Here is a 16860-nt window from a genome sequence, read left to right as displayed (position 1 = left end):
CCCACTTGAGCGGCCTACGTCAGACGGGACCGCGTCTAGACCGGGCTATGTCAGACGGGACCGCGTCTAGACCGGGCTATGTCTGACGGGACCGTGTCTGACGGGCCTATGTCTGACGGGACCACGTCAGAAGGACAGTCCCGCCCACGGCTTCGGGCTCCACGCCATGGCGGCGTCGAGCCTGCGTACAGAGCCCGCCGAGTGCTCGCGCAGCAGCCCCGCGCCGAGCTGCGCCGAGAGCAGGCCGTCGCCCATGTACGCCGAGCCGAGCGAGGAGACCCGCAGCGACATGTCGGGCTCGTCCTCCACTGGCTTGCACTCCGCGCCGGAGGTGTCGGCGCTGAGCCGCCAGCGGCGGGCGTTCCACGGGCACACGTCGTCCTCGACCTCGATCACCACGTCGACGGCCGACGAGTACGCCCGCGAGGTCAGCGCCCGGTCCACCTCCACGAGGCGTACCCACAGCTCGTCGGCGCAGCTCGCCCGGAGCTGCCGTGGGTCGGCGAGCAGCGCGAGGAGCGCGTCGTCCATCGGCAGGCTGCCCTCCACCCGGGAGACCAGGTCGCGGTCGAGCACGCTGCGCCACAGGAGCGCGCGGGCGGCGGGGTCGGCCGCCTCCAGCTCCGTCAGCTTCAGCAAGCCGTTGGGCACGCCGTTGTCGTCCCAGCTCGCCTTGACCCTGAACAGCGCGTAACCGCGTACGCCTCGGTCGTCCTCGGCGATCACCGAGCGGAGCGCCCCGTCTCCGTGCCGGTCGAACTCCTCGTCGGCCAGCAGAGCATCCCAGAATTGCTCGTTACGGATATAGCGCCCGGGGCGGGCGGTCACGACGGAGGCGAACAGCCGCTCGAACTCGGCCCGGGCCTCGGCCGGCTTGGCCACCCTGAGGCGCAGCGCGGGGTCCGTGGGGGCGTTCGCCACGAAGGCCGAGCTGTGCTTCGCGACGCTGAATCCCATCTCGGCCGACGCCCTGCCGTAGCCGAACCTGCCGTAGATGACGGACTCCGAGGCGTACAGGGCGGCGACGGACTCGCCCCGATCACGCACGTCGGACAGCTGCCTGCGCATCAGGCTCGACAGGACGCCACGACGGCGGTGGGAGGGGAGCACGCTGACGGCCGTCACTCCCGCGACGGGGATCTGCGCGCCGGGGACCGTCATGGTGAAGGAGAAGACCGCGGTGACACCGGCCATGAGATCGCCGTCGAACGCGGCGAGCGTCCGATCGAACTCGGTCTGCGCCTTGGCTCGTTCGAATTCCTGGGGATGCGGCGTCCAGCTGAAGCCTTCGGAGAGCACATCGGCGAACTTCGGCCACTCGCCCTCGTCCACCGGACGGATCGGATACGTCATCCGTCCACGGTAGGAGCGGGCAAAGGGGAGGGGCCACCCAATATACGTGCTTAATGATCAAGGCCTTGGTCAAGTGGGCTGCCCAAAGGGAGGCCAGAGCGCTACAGTCAGGCGCATCATGAGTTCCCGTTCGGCGCTGCAGATACCGCCACGGCTCCGCGCGCTCCTGGTGCGGGTGCCGTTTCTGGTGTCCGTCGTCCGGTTCCTCAGGAGGGGCTCCTTGGCCCGAGACCGCAACCTGCTGGTCACGTTGACGATGCTCACGCTCGTCATCGGACTGCTCGCCGCGCAGATCTCGACCGAGTGGTTCTCGCCCTCGCTGCTCATCCTCGTCCTCCTGGTGGGCGGCCTGCAGCTGCGGCTGAACAGCCTGATCAAGCTGCTCGTCGCGGTGATCATCTCGCTCGGCTACATCGCCGGCACCCTCGGGGTCGGCCAGATCGGCCTCGGGCTCATGGTGACGATCGGCTTCACCACGGTGCTGGCGCTGCTGATGGCCCGCACCCGGGGCAAGCTCGGCGTGCAGGGGCTGCGTGGCGACGCCATGCTGCTGGAGCTGCGCGACCGGCTCAGGAGCCAGGGTGAGCTGCCCGCGCTGCCCAAGGACTGGGGCGGCAAGGTCGTGCTCAAGCAGGCCGGCGGCTCCTCCTTCGGCGGCGACTTCCTGGTCTCCATGCGCGACGAGGACAAAGTGGAGATCGCGCTGGTCGATGTGTCGGGCAAGGGCGTCGACGCGGGCACCAGGGCGCTGCTGCTGTCCGGCACGTTCGGCGGGCTGCTCGGCTCGGGCGTCGACTTCCTGCCGGCCTGCAACACCTACCTGCACCGCCAGCGCGGCGACGAGGGGTTCGTGACGGCCGTGCACGTACGCCTCGACCTGGCGACGGGCGACTACACGATCACCTCGGCCGGCCACCCGCCGGTGGTCAAGTTCGACGCGGGCACGGGCAACTGGCAGGTCGCCACGGCCAAGGGCGTCGTCCTCGGCGTGGTCCCCGACCTGCACTGCGAGCCCGACAGCGGCACCCTGCGCAAAGGCGACGCGCTGCTGCTCTACACCGACGGGCTGATCGAGCAGCCGGGGCGCGACATCGACGCCGGGCTCGACAAGCTGCTCGGCGAGGCGGAGCGGCTGCTGCCCTCGGGCTTCCGTGACGGCGCGCGGGCCCTGGTCAACGCCATGGCGTCGGGTCACAACGACGACTGCGCGCTGGTGCTCATCTGGCGCCCGTGACGAATCACACGGGTCAAGGGGTGAACAAGGTCACTGGCAGCGCTTGATCGCCCTTGAGATCCTCGAAGGGTTCACCACTCCGGGTCCCGGCGGAGCGGCGCGGCTTCACCGGGATCCGGTCTTCGCCTCCGGCTCTCAGAGCCAGCCTGAGTCGCTCGCGATGCGTACCGCGTCGAGGCGATTGCGAGCCCCGGTCTTGCACATGATGCGCGACAGATGGTTGCGTACGGTGCCCACCGACAGGAAGAGCTGGTCGGCGATCTCCGTCGATCGGGCCCCGCCCGCCGCGATCCGCAGCACGTCGAGCTCGCGCCTGGTCAGCGGGTTGGCGACCGACTGGAGAGCGGCGATCGCCAGATCGGAGTCGACCGCCCGGCGTCCGGCGGCGACCAGCCGCAGGCTCTCGGCGAGCTGCTCGGGCGCGACGTCGAGGCTCATGAACCCGAGCGCGTGCGTGGCGAACGCCCTGCGCACCTGACCGGGATTGGGCTGCGCCGACAGGATGAGTACGTGACAGCCCCGCTCGCGCAGTCGCGCCGCGGGGGACAGGCCGCCCCCTCCGGGCAGGTCCAGATCGACGATCGCCGTGTCGGGCGCGTACGCGGCCGCCGCGGGCAGGACGCCGTCCGCGTCTCCCACCTCCGCGACCACCCGCAGATCGGGCTCCGCGTCGAGCGACGCCACCAAACCGCGCCGGACCAGCGGCAGATGCTCGGCGACCAGAATCCGGATCAAGGCTCCCACCTCCGTCATCCCCCAGAGTGATCGCCTGATCGCGTACTGTCAACGGAATGTGGCGCTGCGGCAAAGGGTGCGCAAGCCATCGAGGTGTGATGACTTCGACTACTCTGGGGCTGTCGGGACCTTCTGTCTGCCCTGGAGCGGGACTAGATGAACTGGCTTTACCTCGCGGGGATCGTAGTCTTCCTGATCGGGCTGATGGCGTCTGTCGCGTTGCACGAGCTCGGTCACTTCGTGCCCGCCAAGATCTTCGGTGTCAGGGTGCCCCAGTACATGGTCGGCTTCGGCTCGACCGCCTGGTCCATCCGGCGAGGTGAGACCGAGTACGGCATCAAGTGGATCCCGCTGGGTGGCTACATCCGCATGATCGGCATGCTGCCGCCACGGCCCGGCGACGATCCCACCAAGCTCAGGGGTTCCTCCACCGGCCCGTTCCAGGGGCTCATCGAGACCGCCCGCGACGCGGCGCAGGAAGAGGTGCGGCCGGGCGACGAGGAGCGGGTCTTCTACCGGAAGAAGTGGTGGCAGAAGGTCATCATCATGTCCGGCGGCCCGTTCATGAACTTCGTGCTGGCCTTCATCCTCTTCTCGGTCCTGCTCGTTGGCATCGGCCTGCCCGCGCTGACCCCGGTGGTGTCCCCGCAGACCAACACCTGCGTGATCCCGATCAGCGAGCAGCGCACCGACTGCCGCGCCTCCGACCAGCCGACGCCCGCCGCCAAGGCCGGCATGAAGCCCGGCGACCGGCTCGTCTCCTTCGGCGGCCAGAAGATCGCCTCCTGGGACGACGCCACCCGCCTGATCCGCTCGCACGGCGCCGGTCCCGTCGCCGTCGGCATCGTCCGCGACGGCAAGCCGATGACCCTCAACGTGACGCTCATCGCCCAGGACCGGCCGTCGCCCACCGACCCGAAGAAGATCGACAAGAACGTCGGCTTCCTCGGCGTCATGCCCACCGAGGTCATGGAGCAGCAGAGCCTCGGCGTCGTGATCGGCTACATGGGCCAGCTCACCGGCCGGGTCGCCGACTCCCTGCTGAACCTGCCGCAGAAGATGGTCGGCGTGTGGCACGCCGCGTTCTCCGGCGACAAGCGCGACCCCGAAGGCCCGGTCGGCGTCGTGGGCGCCGGACGCATGGGCGGCGAGATCCTCTCCTCCGACCTGTCGGGCGAGAAGAAGGTCGCTTTCCTGGTGAACCTGCTGGCCGGGTTCAACCTGGCGATCGGCATGTTCAACCTGATCCCGCTGCTGCCGCTCGACGGCGGCCACATCGCGGGCGGCCTCTGGGAGGGCCTCAAGCGCGCCTACGCCCGCGTCACGCGGCGTCCCGAGCCCGCGTACGTGGACATCGCCAAGGTGCTGCCGCTCACCTACGCCCTGGCCTTCGTCATGATCATCATGGCCGGCCTGCTCGTCTACGCCGACCTGATCAACCCGCTCACGCTCACCGGCTGACCGTCGCAGAGCACCCTTCACGAACTTCTCCAACACCTTCGAGAACACCCGCCCCACGTCGATCTCGGCGTCCCCGCTGGTCGGCGGGCTGCCCCCGCGATGTCGCTGTGAGCTAGATCACAGTTGAGGTTGACCTTGGGTCAGGGTGGAAGCTCGGCGCAGCGGCACGACGCCGCCCCGGGCATAACACACTCGAAGGATCGAACCACCATGACGATCACCCTTTCCGACCAGGACAAGAGCACCCTGCGGACGGCCGCGTACGGCGCCGTGTCGCTGATGGCCGCCGCCGGCGCCGCCGGCCAGCCCCACAAGATCGCCGCCAACGGCGGCATCGCGCTGGGCTCGGCCACCGGTCTTATCGGGCACGTGCTCGCCGACTACCCCAAGGGCAAGGACCTGGCCGGCAAGTCCGTGGCCGAGATCGCCGACCGCGTGCTGCCGGCCCTGACCGCGGCCATGAGCCTGCTGAAGAAGCAGGATCCGGCCGAGGCCGACAACTTCCGCGGCACCGTTCTCATCGCTGTCGAAACCGCCCAGATGTACCAGGGCCGGCCGAGCCCCGCCACGGCCGAGATGGCCCGCAAGATCACCGAAGCCCTCGACGCCGCCAGGGCGGCCGCTGCGGACAGCAAGGCCGTGCCGGAAGCCGCAGCCGGGCAGGATCGCCCGGAGCTGCGGAAGGCGATCGAGGAGATCGTCGAGTCCGGCTTCCTCGCAGTGTCGCTGCGCGTACACGATGAGCGGGGCGAGTGGGCCGGTAGCGCCGGGGTGGCCGAGCTGGGCGGGACCGCCAAGCCGCCGGTCAACGGGCATGCCCGGATCGGCAGCAACACCAAGACCTTCACCGCGACCCTGGTGCTGCAACTGGTGGCCGAGGGCAAGATCGAGCTGGACACCCCGGCGGCCGACTACCTGCCCGAGTTCGGACTGGACCGGCGGATCACGGTGCGGATGCTGCTGCAGCACACCAGCGGGCTGTTCAACTTCACCGGCGAGGTCTACGACGACGGATCGATCGTGCACGGGATCCCCGTGCCCTACGGCACCACGGGCAAGGAGTGGGTGGACAACCGGTTCCACACCTACCGGCCCGAGGAACTGGTACAGCTGGCGCTGTCCAAGCCGGCCCGGTTCGCGCCGGGAACAGGCTGGAGCTATTCCAACACCAACTACGTGCTGGCCCGGCTGCTGATCGAGAAGGTCACCGGCCGCTCGCTGGCCGAGGAGATGCAGGAGCGGATCCTGGGGCCGCTCGGGCTGTCGGCCACGGTGGTGCCTGACGCCTCGCCGGAGATCCCCGAGCCGCACGCCCACATCTACTACCGCTACGAGGAAGCCAGCCAGCAGAAGACGATCGACATCACCCGCCACAACCCCTCCTGGGTCTCCACCGGCGGTGACATGATCTCGACCAGCAAGGACCTGGCCACGTTTATCTCCTCGCTGGTAGGAGGCAAGCTCCTGCCGGCCCCGCTGCTGGCCGAGATGTGCACCCCGCACGCCACGGGCCTCCCGAACATGGACTATGGGCTGGGAGTGTTCGTCCAGAAAACGGACTGCGGCGGCACCGTCATCACCCACAACGGCGGCACGGTCGGCTCCATGACGCTGATGTACAGCACACCCGATGGCAGCAAGACGCTGACCGCCGTACTGAACTGGGTGGACGACGCCGACCTGTCCATAGCAACAAGGGTCCAGAACGCCCAGCAAAAGCTCGTCAACGAGGTGTTCTGCGGCGAGCAGGCCGATCCGGCTCAGCCGTCGGACTGAACACCTGTGACCGGCGCGCCTCCAGAGGCACCCCCTTCCGGTCGTGCACCAGGGAGAATCCCGAACGGGGCCACGCCGAGCTCGTCGACCTCGGCGTGGCCTGTCCACATGCTCGGTTGTGATCTGCCTGGTCGCCGAGCTCGAGCACAAGGCAGGATTGCGCAGATGAACGGAGTCACGATCGGGCAGGCAGCGGCATTCGTCGGCGTCACAGTGAAGACGGTGCGCCACTACCACAAGCTCGGCCTGGTCAAGGAGCCGGAACGCGACAGCTCCGGCTACCGCAGGTACGGATCGGCCGAGCTGCTGCGGCTGGTGCAGGTTCGGACGCTGGCCGCAGCCGGGGTGCCGTTGGCCGAGACCGGCCTCCTGCTCGACGCCGACGCCGCGTTGTTCGCTGCCGCGCTCACCGACGTCGAGCGGCAGCTCACCGAACGGATCGAGGAGCTGACCGCGCGCCGCGACATGCTGCACCGGCTCGCCGACGGAGACCGGGCCCTGCTGCCCGACCGCGCCGTGGCGCTGCTGGAGCGGCTGTCCGGCCTCGGCTTCCCCGCGGACGAGGTGGCGGCGACCAGGGAGGGCTGGGTGCTGGCCAGGGCTCTGGTCCCCGAGGGCTTCGACGACTATCTCACCCATGTCGAGCACGCTCTCGACGACCCCCGCTTCGTCGCGTTGAGCAAGCAGGCAACCGAAGCCACGGCATGGGAGCCGGACGACCCGCGCCTGGCCGAACTCGCCACTGCCATTGCCGACCACTTCCTCGCCAACCCCGCACACCTGAAGATCGTGACCGGCCTGCAAGCCCACACCGACGCCGCGGCCCGGTACCACCTGATCGCCCACTACGGCGAAGAGGAGGGATCGGCCACGGCCCATGGGATCGCGCTCGTCGAGACCAAGCTCCGCGCCGCCGGCGTCCACATCCCCAGACCAGGCACCCACTGACTGACCTGCTCCTGCGACCGACGGTTCGGCGGCCATAGGGGGAAGAGCCGCGCCGCTGGCGGAGGGTCTTATTCAGAGTGTGGGAATTCTTAGGTCGGTCCGAAAGCCGAGCGTGACTCAGTCTCAGCTGTGGATCGGGTAAGCGGCCTGGAAGGTCAGCCTATGGTCAGCGGAGCCACCGATGTGGGTGAGGAGTTCGTCGAGGGCGGCGTATTCCTCCCATGGCTGCCGGCCGGTCGCCTGGGCCAGGTGGGTCACGATGAGGTCTTCGAGGTCCGGGACGCGCATGTTCTTCCAGATCTTGTCGGCGAGGCTCACCAGCAGGTCTTCGAGGGTGATGTCGGTGTCTGCCCAGGACGCGTGAGTGGCCGCGAAGCGAGCGCGGGCGTCATCGAACCCGTAGCGGATCAGCAGGTCCCGGCCGGCGGGCTCGTGCGCCGAGCCGGGGCCGGAGAGTTCGGCGACGTGCAGGGACTTGCCGATGTCGTGGGTCGCGGCGCCGAAGAGCACGGCGTGCCGGTCGAGGCGTAGCTGGGGGTGCTGCTGCTGAACCCAGTCGATGATCTGCCAGGCGACGTCGTGGACGAGACGCAGGTGGGCCGCCAACCGGGGCGGGCAGTTCAGCGACTTCAACAGGTCTGCGACGCGGTCAGGCAGCGGGCGTAAAGGTGGCTCGGCGGGGTCGTTCAGCGCGTGTGCGAGTGCGGCGGAGTTCGTCGCCGTGGGCTCGTTCAGCCCGGGCCGGGCGAGGTGCTGTCTGGCCTGGATCCAGAGCGCCTCGAACTCCTGGCGGGTGATCTCGGCGGCTTGATCGGCGTCCTGCCAGCCTTCGAGGCTGCCTTCGGCGAGAACGCCGAAACGACGCTCGTAGGCCTGAAGCTCGGCCAACCCGTGCTGATCGCGAAGCCGGAACACTTCGTCGAGGGCTGCCGCTGTGGTGGGGCGCTGGTCAGGGCCTTGAAGATCGATCTGTCGGACGGCCCATTCCTGGTCATCAAGTTCGTAGTAGAACCAGGTGTCTTCCTCAGGGTGATAGAGGCGTATCCGTCGGGCCATGGCGCCATGGTGTCACGACCAGAAGCCCCTTCAGCGTCCGGTGAGCACCAGGTACGCCGCGACCTATGTCACCCCGAACACCCCCTCACACCAGATGCGAGAAGGTGTCCGGGCACTAGCGGCGGAGAGTCTTTTTCAGAGTGTGTGAATGGCAGTCGTCAGGATCGGCCTCAATCAGGTTGAATCCATCCGGGCGGCAGGCCGTCAGGGACCGAAGCTCCAGACGTTGCCGATCGGGCGCCCGCCGCGCCGCAGGACGGTGCCGAGAAGCGCGGTCAGTTTTCGTCCACGTGCGCCAGGAGTTCCTCGCCGAAGACGCACAGGGAGGCTTCGCGCCAGTAACCGAACGTGCCCATCCTGAGGTCGTCGGTGACCTGGATGACGTGTTCATCGATGAGGTAGGCGTAACTTGCCCAGCGCGGCTGACCTGGCCCACCGGCACGGAGCGGATCTGTGCGGGAGCCGCTGATGTGCCATTTGAGACGGTAAAGCCGATCTCCAGGTCGAGCGCTGGCGCATCTGGGGGTCCGTACGGCATGTTGGGGTGCCGTTAACGGATGTGTCACCAATCGCCAAATGCGGGCAGCCCCTTAACTGACCTGCTGTAATGCCCTGCCGCTTCGGGCTGTCACGGATGGAACCGGGTGGCGTCCGGGTCGAGGAGTACCACCGAGCGTGCCGTACATTCGGTGCGTGAATGTGTCGGAAGCGATCCGGGTGCGGTAGATGTTCGTCTTCGCGCTCCCGCACCGCGGGCGGCTCACGTGGCCGCTCCGCGCGGTCCGGCTCGCCGGGCTGGTGGTCCTCTTGGTCACCATCATGCGGACGGATCCCGGCCTGATCGACCGCCGTCCCGTCGTGATGGCCGGGCTGCTCGCGGCGGCGAGCGCGGGATGGCTGCTCTGGCTGGCCTCGGACTGGCTCGGCCGCCGTTCGCTGGTCGTGGCGCTGCTGCTGATGGGCGTCGCGGGGGCCGCGCTGACGGGTGCGGGTGCGGGCGTGGCCGTCGCGTTCCCCGCCGTGGCGCTCATCGACGCCGGAGCCAGGCTGCCGCCGCGCCAGGTCCTGCCGATCACGTTCGCGACCGTCGCGGCCACGGTCTCGCTGAGGCCCTCCCCGCCCTGGCCGTACCTGGTCGCGCACGTCTCGGTGCTGGTGGCGTGCGTGTTGCTCGGGACGTTCAGGAAGCAGGTGCTGCAGCGCGCGGAGCAGGCAGAGCTGCTCCTGGGCAACGCCGAACGGGCGGCGCAGGAGCAGGCCAGGGCGGCGGCGCTGGCCGAGCGTTCGCGGATCGCCAGGGAGATCCACGACATCCAGGCGCACGCGCTGTCGGCGCTCTCGGTGCAGCTCAAGGTGGTGGACGCGCTGGTGGAGGAGGGGGCGGAGGACGAGCGGATCAGAGTCTTCCTCCGGCGGGCGCAGGAACTGGCCGACGAGGGGCTGGTGGAGACCAGGCGCGCCATTCTCGCGCTGCGGGACGAGGCGCTGCCACTGGAGGAGCTGCTGACCGGCCTGGCCACGGCCTACGCCGACCGTGCCGGCAAGCCCGCGGAGCTGGAGATGGAGGCGGCATCCGCGGAGCTGTCCGCCGACGTCGCCCTGACGCTGTATCGGGGGGTGCAGGAGGCGCTCACGAACGCACGCAAGCACGCGCCGGGAAGCCCCGTGCGCATACGCCTCGCTTACGGCACACACGCCACGCTGAGCGTTGTCAGCCAGGGCTCTGCCGCGCCGGTCGGCCCCGGCTTCGGGCTGCGCGGGCTCAGGGAACGGGCGGAGCGGCTGGGCGGGACGCTGAGCGCGGCCCCCAAGGGAGAGGAGTGGCACGTCGACATGCGGATCCCGCTGTGATCAAGGTGCTCGTGGCCGACGACCACCCGGTCGTCCGCGACGGACTGGCGGTCCTGCTCGGCCTGCTGCCCGACGTGGAGGTGGTCGCGACGGCGGGCACCGGCGCGGACGCGGTCGCGGCCGTGGCGGCGCACCGTCCCGACGTGGTGCTGATGGACCTGCGCATGCCCGAACTCGACGGCGTCGAGGCCATCCGGTGGATCGGTCGTGAACACCCGCGGACCGGCGTGGTCGTGCTCACCACCTACTCCGATCAGCGGGAGATCGCGGCGGCGTTGCACGCGGGCGCGCTCAGCTACCTGACCAAGGACGCCTCACGCGAGGACATCTACCAGGCGGTGGCCGCCGCCGCTGAGGGACGCAGCCTGCTCACCAAGCGAGTCCGCGAGTCGCTCTTCGACGCCGCTCCGCCCCCCGAGCCTCCGGACGGGTTGACGAACCGCGAGCTGGAAGTGCTCAAGCTGGTCGCGGCGGGGCTGTCCAACCGGGAGATCGTGCAGCGGCTGCGCGTGAGCGAGGCCACGGTGAAAACGCACATCAACCGCATCTTCGCGAAGATCGGGGCGCGGGACCGCGCGCAGGCCGTCCGTTACGCCTACCGGCGGGGGATCGCCTCCGACTCTCAACCCACGGGTTGACGCGAACCAACCTCCGGCTTGACGATCGGCCCCGGCCCTGCGACCTACCGTCGTCTGCCATGAGCGATGTGAGCATATTCCTCCTCAACCTGATCATCTTCGCGATCGCCATCGAAAGCGACATCGGCCGGCGGAAGGTGGGGCTGTTCCGGCTCCTGCGCCCTGTGGCAGGGGCGGCGGCGCTGGTTCCGATCTTCTTCGACGGCTTCGAGCTGTCGGGCACCGGGCTGCTGCTCGAAGCCGCGGCCACCGTGCTCGGCCTGGCGATGGGATTGGCCGCGATCTCGTTCATGCGGTTCGAGTACGTGCCGGACAAGCAGGCCGTGTACTCCAGGGCCGGGCTTGCTTACGTGACCGCCTGGGTCGCCATCACCCTGACGAAGGTCGCCTTCTCGTACGGCGCGATGCACGTGTTCGGTCCAGAACTGGGCCGCTGGATGGCGGCGCACGACGTGGGAGCGAACGCGCTGAAGGCGGCGATCATCCTGCTCAATGTGTCGACGATGCTGGCCAGGGTCGGCGGCATCCACGTCAGGGCAAGGGCGACGGCCGCGCCGCGACCGGCTCCCGTTCCGGCTGGCGGGCACGGCTCTTAGCACGTGAGATCCGGGCAGCTCAACGCCGGCACCAGGCGGTCGCTCCCGTACACGCCGTCATAGTCCCCGCGGAACTCGTTGACCAGCCACGGATCTCCGCTCGCGGGCCAGTACGCGACATTCTGCGCGTTGCCGGGTGCGGTCGTCAGGTAGTGGACGTCGAGCGTGGCGCGGTCGGCGGAGACCGTGACGCGGTGCAGGCAGGACTTGCGGTAGTCGCCGTAGATGTTTGCCGTGCCGCTCAGCATGTAGCTGACGGGAGGCGCGCCGTCGGGACACAACCCGACGACGATGTCGTTGCCGCCGGTGAACACGCCGCCCTGGAGTGCCCACACCGGGCTGGTCCACCCCTCGGGGGTGAGCCAAACCGTCGGAGCCCGTCTTGAGCAGGGCGGTGGACGCGTCGAGGGGCCAGCGGTGGATCTTCGCGCCGGAGCCGCCCCTCCGGTACTCGACGTCCGGCGAACTCGGAAAAGAGGAGGTGAACAGCCATACGCTGACACACAGGGCGGCGTGGGCGAACATCACCCTCGCGGGTCGATGACCAGCTCAAACGCCATCTTCAAGTGAGCGAATAGCTCATTAGATGCGATTCGTCCCATTTCTAGAACATCGAGATGTGCACGTGGTCGAAGTGGTTCTGGGTGATGCTGCCGCGGTCGGACATCGAGCTCCACCCCGAGCCCTGGTTGATGCGCTGCTTCCAGATCACGTACTTGACCCCGAGCTTGTCCTTGTTCTCCAGCGCCCAGGCCGCCACGCGGTCGCCGAGTGCCTGGTTGGCGGAGCTGGGCATGCTGCCACCGGTGCTCATCATGAAGTCGCACGCGCGCCCCAGCGGGTGCTCGCCGCCGCCGCCGTCCGCGCGGAAGCAGCCCACCTCGTACGGCAGCGCGAAGTCCTTCTGGATCAGCCCGCGGATCACCCGCATCCGGGCGGTGATGTTGTCGGTGCCTGAGGGCAGTTCGGGCGCCCAGCTGCCGTCCGAGCGGCGGCCGGGGCCGAACGGGATGAGGCCCTTCAGCTTCTTCTGGATGTCCTTGATGACGTCCTGCGCGTCGTCGCGCTGCTTGGCCACGTTGGCCGCGTCCTCGCGGATCTTCGCCTCGAGGGCGGTCGCCTGGTCCGCGGCCGCCTTCTTCTCGTCCCGGGCGGTGGCCACGCCCTGCACGACCGCCTGTTGCTCGGCCGCGAGGTGGTCCAGCAACGCCGCGCTGGAGGCATCGGTCGGCAGGGTGAGGTTCGGCAGCGCGCCGGTGCCGTTCTGGTACTGCAGGCGCGCGAGCTCGGTGACGCGTTTCTGAGCGGTGATGAGCTGGGCCTCCGCTGTGGCCAGCCGGTTCTTGGTCGTTTCCGAGTCCTGTTTGGCCTTGGCGAGTTCGACGCGCTTGAGATTGTAGGTCTCGATGAGCTTGTCGACCTTCTTGTCCAGCTGCTTCAGCTCCGCGCGGAGCTGGGCCTCGCTGGGCTTGGGGGCGGCAGCGGCGGGCGTGGCCGTGAAGGCGCCGAAGGCCATGGAAGCGGTGGTGATGAGAGCGATGGCGAGACTCGAGGGGGACGCAGCCGCCACGAAGGGTTTCCTCTCCCTATGCCGGCCGGGTTAGCTGACGGGTTCGGGCAGGGAGATGCCGCCTTACCACCTGAGTGGATTCACCCCAAGACGCGATGGGTCCCCGGCTCCCGGGCCACGCACCCGGGATTAGGCCAGCACCGACCGTTTAGGTCGGCGCTGAAAAGGGATATTAGTGGTAAAACCAAGGTCATGCGACTCCAAGCGGCAACCAATTAGAGATCTACCTGTGATTTAAGCATGCGTGCGGCTTCCTCCGGCAGGACATCGTTGACGAACGCGCCCATGGCCGACTCCGAGCCCGCCAGATACTTGAGTTTCCCGGGCGCCCGTCTGATGCTGAACAGCTCCAGGTGCAGATAGGCCAGGTCACGATCCTGCCGCACCGGCGCCTGGTGCCAGGCTGAGATGTACGGCATGGCGACGCCGAACAGCCCGTCGAGCGCCCGCAGTACGGAGGTGTAGAGCGGGGCGAAGGCGGCGCGTTCCTCCTCCGACAGCGCGGCCAGGTCCGGCACCTGCCGGTGCGGATACACGTGCACCTCGAACGGCCAGCGGGCGGCGGCGGGCACGAACGCCGTCCACAGCTCGTTGGCCGCCACCACGCGCACCCCGGCGGCCCGCTCGGCCGCCAGCACGTCGGCGAAGAGGTTGCCGCCCTGGTGCCGGGCGGCCGCGCCGAGCTGGAGTTTGGTCCGCGGGGTCACGTACGGGTAGGCGTAGATCTGCCCGTGCGGGTGCGGCAGCGTGATGCCGATCTCCTCGCCCCGGTTCTCGAAGCAGAACACCTGCTCGACACCCTCGATCGCGGACAGCTCGGCCGTACGGTCGGCCCACGCCTCCATGACCAGGCCCACCTGCTCGTCGGAGAGCCGCGAGAACGACGACGAATGCTCAGAGGTGAAGCACACCACCTCACACCGCCCCACGCCCGGCCGGACCTCACTCAGCCCCCCGACATCACCATAAGTCCCGAAATTTCCGGAAAACGAGGGGAAGCGGTTCTCGAACACCACCACGTCATAGTCGTACGCCGGGATCTCCGAAGCCCTCGTCTCGGACGACGGGCACAGCGGGCACTCGTTGGCCGGAGGCAGGAACGTACGCGTCTGGCGGTGCCCCGCCATCGCGATCCACTCCCCGGTGAGCGGGTCGTAGCGCAGCTCCGACGCCATCGGCCTGGGGTCGAGCGCCCGCCGGTCGATCGCGCTCCGGTCGGCGTCGTCGCGCCGGTCGAAGTAGATCAGCTCTCGGCCGTCGGCCAGGTGGGTGATGGTGCGTTTCACTGCGAGTCCTCCGCGATGATCAGTTCGCCGGCGCGTTCGCCCAGCTCCATGCGTGCTTCCTCGGGCAGTCCCGAGTCGCTGATGACCGCGTCGGCCTCGGTCAGATCGGCGATCGTGCTGATGCCGACCGTGTTCCACTTGGTGTGGTCGGCCGGGATGACCAGCCGGTGCGCCGCGTGCACCAGCTCCCTGTCGGTCTCCGACTCCAGCAGGTTGGGCGTGGTGAACCCGGCCCGCACGCTCATCCCGTGCACGCCGAGGAACAGCGTGTCCACATGCAGCCGCCGGATCGCGGCCACCGCGACCGGGCCGACGAGGGCGTCGGACGGCGTGCGTACGCCGCCGGTCAGCACGACCGTGCGGTCGGCGCGCGGGTTGCGGTGGAAGACGTCGGCCACCGGGATCGAATTGGTGATGACCGTGAGCTCGGGCACCGAGATGAGGTGGTGGGCCAGGGCCCAGGTGGTGGTCCCGGCCGACAGGGCGACCGCGGTGCCGGGCCGGACGAACTGGGCGGCGCGGCGCGCGATGGCCTCCTTCTCCTGCTGCTGGCGGGCGGACTTGGCGGTGAAGCCCGGCTCCTCGGTCGAGCCGGGCCCCAGCGCGGTCGCGCCGCCGTGCACCTTCTCCAGCAGCCCGCGCTCGGCGAGCGCTTCGAGGTCGCGGCGGACCGTCATGTCGGAGACGCCGAGCTCGCGAACGAGGTCGGCCACCCGAACGCCGCCGCTGCTGCGCACGCGTTCGAGAATCGCCTGCTGGCGCTGCTGTGCGAGCACGCCCCCGCTCCTTCCAACAGATTCCACCAAATTATGACACGACTTTGTTGGGGAATGTTAGGTCGTACGGGTTGTGCGGTAGACCACAGCGCGAGACGTTGGGAAACGGACCGATCACTGGAGGTACCCATGGCGAAGCGATCACGCAAGACCAAGGCGCGCAAGAAGAAGAAGGCCAACCACGGCAAGCGTCCGAACGCGAACTGACGGCGGGCCGGCCGCGGTGAGCTCCTTTCACCTCGGCCGGTGCGACGGCTCAGCCCGGGAGACCGTGCAGGGCCTCGTCGATGCGCTCCTGCGGGAGCGGGTAGTCCTCCATGCGCCCCGACAGGTAGCGGTCGTAGGCGGCCAGATCGAAGTGGCCGTGCCCGCACAGCGCGGTCAGGATCACCTTCTCCTCGCCGCTCTCCCTGCACCGCAGCGCCTCGGCGATGGTCTCGGCCAGCGCGTGCGTCGGCTCGGGCGCCGGGACGATGCCCTCGGTACGGGCGAAGCGCACACCGGCCTCGAAGCACTCGGTCTGTGACTTGGTCACCGCCTCGAACAGGCCCAGTTCGTACATGTGCGACAGCAACGGCGACATACCGTGATAACGCAGCCCGCCCGCGTGGATCGGATCGGGCACGAACCCGTGACCCAGCGTGTGCATCTTGAGCAGCGGCGTGAAGCCCGCCGCGTCGCCGAAGTCGTAGGCGTAGACGCCCCGCGTGAACGACGGGCACGCCTCGGGCTCGACGGCGCGCAGCGTGACGTCGAGGTTGCCGGCCAGCTTCTCGCGCAGGAACGGGAAGGTGAGCCCGGCGAAGTTCGAGCCGCCTCCGGTGCAGCCGATGATCAGGTCCGGCATCTCCTCCAGCTGGGCCAGCGCCTCCTCGCCGATGACGGTCTGGTGCATGAGCACGTGGTTCAGTACCGAACCGAGCGCGTAGCGGGCATCCGGGTTCGCGCCGGCCACCTCGACCGCCTCGCTGATCGCGATGCCGAGGCTGCCGGGCGAGCCGGGGTCGTCGGCCAGCACCTTGCTGCCCGCCCCGGTCACGGTCGAGGGGCTGGGGTACACCGTCGCGCCGTACACCTGCATAAGTGAGCGCCGATAGGGCTTCTGGTCGTAGGAGGCGCGGACCATCCAGATCTGGCACTCCAGATCGAACTGCGCACACGCGAACGCCAGCGCCGACCCCCACTGTCCCGCTCCGGTCTCCGTGGTGAGCAGCCGTACGCCTTCGCGGGCGTTGTAGTACGCCTGGGGGACGGCGGTGTTCGGCTTGTGCGACCCGGCGGGCGAGACGCCCTCGTACTTGTAGTAGATCCGCGCGGGCGTGCCGAGCGCCTTCTCCAGCCGGCGTGCCCGGATCAGCGGGGTCGGCCGCCAGAGCCGGTAGACATCGAGCACCTCCTGGGGAATGGCGATGTACCGCTCGGTGCTCACCTCCTGGCCGATCAGCTCCATCGGGAACAGCGGCGCCAGATCATCGGGTCCCACCGGCTGCCGCGTGCCCGGATGCAACGGCGGAGGCGGCGGCGCGGGCAGATCTGGAACGATGTTGTACCAGTTGCTGAGAGTCACCACCTCAGTGTGC

At 68.9% G+C, this 16860-nt stretch carries 17 protein-coding genes and 1 riboswitch; of the genes, 8 read left to right on the top strand and 9 right to left on the bottom strand.

What is annotated here, in order from left to right; translation table 11 throughout:
• Positions 1–126 precede the first annotated feature (126 nt).
• Positions 127–1353, bottom strand: coding sequence for a GNAT family N-acetyltransferase (locus ACIBO2_RS11685; RefSeq protein WP_358556419.1), 1227 nt, complete (start codon positions 1351–1353; stop codon positions 127–129).
• 118 nt (positions 1354–1471) lie between these two features.
• Here ACIBO2_RS11685 and ACIBO2_RS11680 point away from each other — a divergent pair, with 118 nt between their 5' ends.
• The gene (locus tag ACIBO2_RS11680; RefSeq protein WP_358556421.1) at positions 1472–2587 is read left to right on the top strand and encodes a PP2C family protein-serine/threonine phosphatase; all 1116 of its coding nucleotides are present in this window, start codon (positions 1472–1474) and stop codon (positions 2585–2587) included.
• A gap of 135 nt (positions 2588–2722) precedes the next feature.
• Here ACIBO2_RS11680 and ACIBO2_RS11675 read toward each other — a convergent pair whose 3' ends face one another.
• The gene (locus ACIBO2_RS11675; RefSeq protein WP_397296689.1) at positions 2723–3331 is read right to left on the bottom strand and encodes a response regulator transcription factor; all 609 of its coding nucleotides are present in this window, start codon (positions 3329–3331) and stop codon (positions 2723–2725) included.
• A gap of 147 nt (positions 3332–3478) precedes the next feature.
• Here ACIBO2_RS11675 and ACIBO2_RS11670 point away from each other — a divergent pair, with 147 nt between their 5' ends.
• The 3 genes from ACIBO2_RS11670 (at position 3479) to ACIBO2_RS11660 (ending at position 7507) form a co-directional block, all read left to right on the top strand.
• A complete protein-coding gene (locus ACIBO2_RS11670; RefSeq protein ID WP_397296686.1) occupies positions 3479–4783 on the top strand; it encodes a M50 family metallopeptidase in 1305 nt (434 codons plus the stop codon).
• A gap of 210 nt (positions 4784–4993) precedes the next feature.
• Complete coding sequence (locus tag ACIBO2_RS11665; RefSeq protein WP_397296683.1) at positions 4994–6559, top strand: serine hydrolase domain-containing protein; 1566 nt, start codon at positions 4994–4996, stop codon at positions 6557–6559.
• Between the two features lie 165 nt (positions 6560–6724).
• The gene (locus tag ACIBO2_RS11660) at positions 6725–7507 is read left to right on the top strand and encodes a MerR family transcriptional regulator (protein WP_358556432.1); all 783 of its coding nucleotides are present in this window, start codon (positions 6725–6727) and stop codon (positions 7505–7507) included.
• 123 nt (positions 7508–7630) lie between these two features.
• Here the strand turns inward: ACIBO2_RS11660 and ACIBO2_RS11655 are convergent, their stop codons facing one another.
• Positions 7631–8563 carry an HD domain-containing protein gene (locus ACIBO2_RS11655; protein ID WP_358556435.1) on the bottom strand — a complete coding sequence of 311 codons (933 nt, stop codon included), beginning with the start codon at positions 8561–8563 and terminating at the stop codon, positions 7631–7633.
• A gap of 275 nt (positions 8564–8838) precedes the next feature.
• Positions 8839–9129: a DUF2716 domain-containing protein gene (locus ACIBO2_RS11650; protein WP_358556438.1), complete on the bottom strand. Its 291-nt coding sequence runs from the start codon at positions 9127–9129 to the stop codon at positions 8839–8841.
• A 160-nt stretch (positions 9130–9289) separates the two neighbouring features.
• Between ACIBO2_RS11650 and ACIBO2_RS11645 the strand changes: the two genes are divergently transcribed.
• From ACIBO2_RS11645 to ACIBO2_RS11635, 3 genes are read left to right on the top strand one after another with little or no spacing between them, the layout of a single operon-like run.
• Positions 9290–10414 (top strand): sensor histidine kinase, encoded by a 1125-nt coding sequence (locus ACIBO2_RS11645; protein WP_397296678.1) that lies wholly within the window; start codon positions 9290–9292, stop codon positions 10412–10414.
• Positions 10411–11052, top strand: coding sequence for a response regulator (locus ACIBO2_RS11640; protein WP_397296675.1), 642 nt, complete (start codon positions 10411–10413; stop codon positions 11050–11052). The genes ACIBO2_RS11645 and ACIBO2_RS11640 overlap by 4 nt, the downstream gene beginning before the upstream one ends.
• A gap of 59 nt (positions 11053–11111) precedes the next feature.
• Positions 11112–11648 carry a hypothetical protein gene (locus ACIBO2_RS11635; RefSeq protein ID WP_358556447.1) on the top strand — a complete coding sequence of 179 codons (537 nt, stop codon included), beginning with the start codon at positions 11112–11114 and terminating at the stop codon, positions 11646–11648.
• Here the strand turns inward: ACIBO2_RS11635 and ACIBO2_RS11630 are convergent.
• The 4 genes from ACIBO2_RS11630 to ACIBO2_RS11615 all read right to left on the bottom strand — a co-directional run bounded on the left by ACIBO2_RS11630 (position 11645) and on the right by ACIBO2_RS11615 (position 15280).
• Complete coding sequence (locus ACIBO2_RS11630) at positions 11645–11983, bottom strand: hypothetical protein (RefSeq protein ID WP_397296672.1); 339 nt, start codon at positions 11981–11983, stop codon at positions 11645–11647. The two genes, ACIBO2_RS11635 and ACIBO2_RS11630, sit on opposite strands and share 4 nt — an antisense overlap.
• A gap of 269 nt (positions 11984–12252) precedes the next feature.
• Positions 12253–13218: a hypothetical protein gene (locus ACIBO2_RS11625; protein ID WP_358556453.1), complete on the bottom strand. Its 966-nt coding sequence runs from the start codon at positions 13216–13218 to the stop codon at positions 12253–12255.
• Positions 13219–13223: 5 nt separating this feature from the next.
• Positions 13224–13364, bottom strand: a riboswitch (cyclic di-AMP (ydaO/yuaA leader).
• Between the two features lie 69 nt (positions 13365–13433).
• Positions 13434–14504 carry a galactose-1-phosphate uridylyltransferase gene (galT, locus tag ACIBO2_RS11620; protein ID WP_397296669.1) on the bottom strand — a complete coding sequence of 357 codons (1071 nt, stop codon included), beginning with the start codon at positions 14502–14504 and terminating at the stop codon, positions 13434–13436.
• Entirely contained in the window at positions 14501–15280 is a 780-nt protein-coding gene (locus tag ACIBO2_RS11615) for a DeoR/GlpR family DNA-binding transcription regulator (RefSeq protein WP_397296666.1), read from the bottom strand. The genes galT and ACIBO2_RS11615 overlap by 4 nt, the downstream gene beginning before the upstream one ends.
• A 129-nt stretch (positions 15281–15409) precedes the next feature.
• On the opposite strand from ACIBO2_RS11615, the gene ACIBO2_RS11610 reads away from it, so the two are divergent.
• On the top strand, positions 15410–15487 hold the full coding sequence (locus ACIBO2_RS11610; protein WP_372455117.1) for a 50S ribosomal protein bL37: 78 nt from the start codon (positions 15410–15412) through the stop codon (positions 15485–15487).
• A gap of 49 nt (positions 15488–15536) precedes the next feature.
• Here ACIBO2_RS11610 and ACIBO2_RS11605 read toward each other — a convergent pair whose 3' ends face one another.
• On the bottom strand, positions 15537–16847 hold the full coding sequence (locus tag ACIBO2_RS11605; protein ID WP_358556458.1) for a TrpB-like pyridoxal phosphate-dependent enzyme: 1311 nt from the start codon (positions 16845–16847) through the stop codon (positions 15537–15539).
• Between the last annotated feature and the right edge of the window lie 13 nt (positions 16848–16860).

The organism is Nonomuraea sp. NPDC050022 (assembly GCF_044460705.1).
Taxonomy (GTDB): domain Bacteria; phylum Actinomycetota; class Actinomycetes; order Streptosporangiales; family Streptosporangiaceae; genus Nonomuraea.
This window is presented reverse-complemented; position numbering and strand designations above follow the sequence as displayed.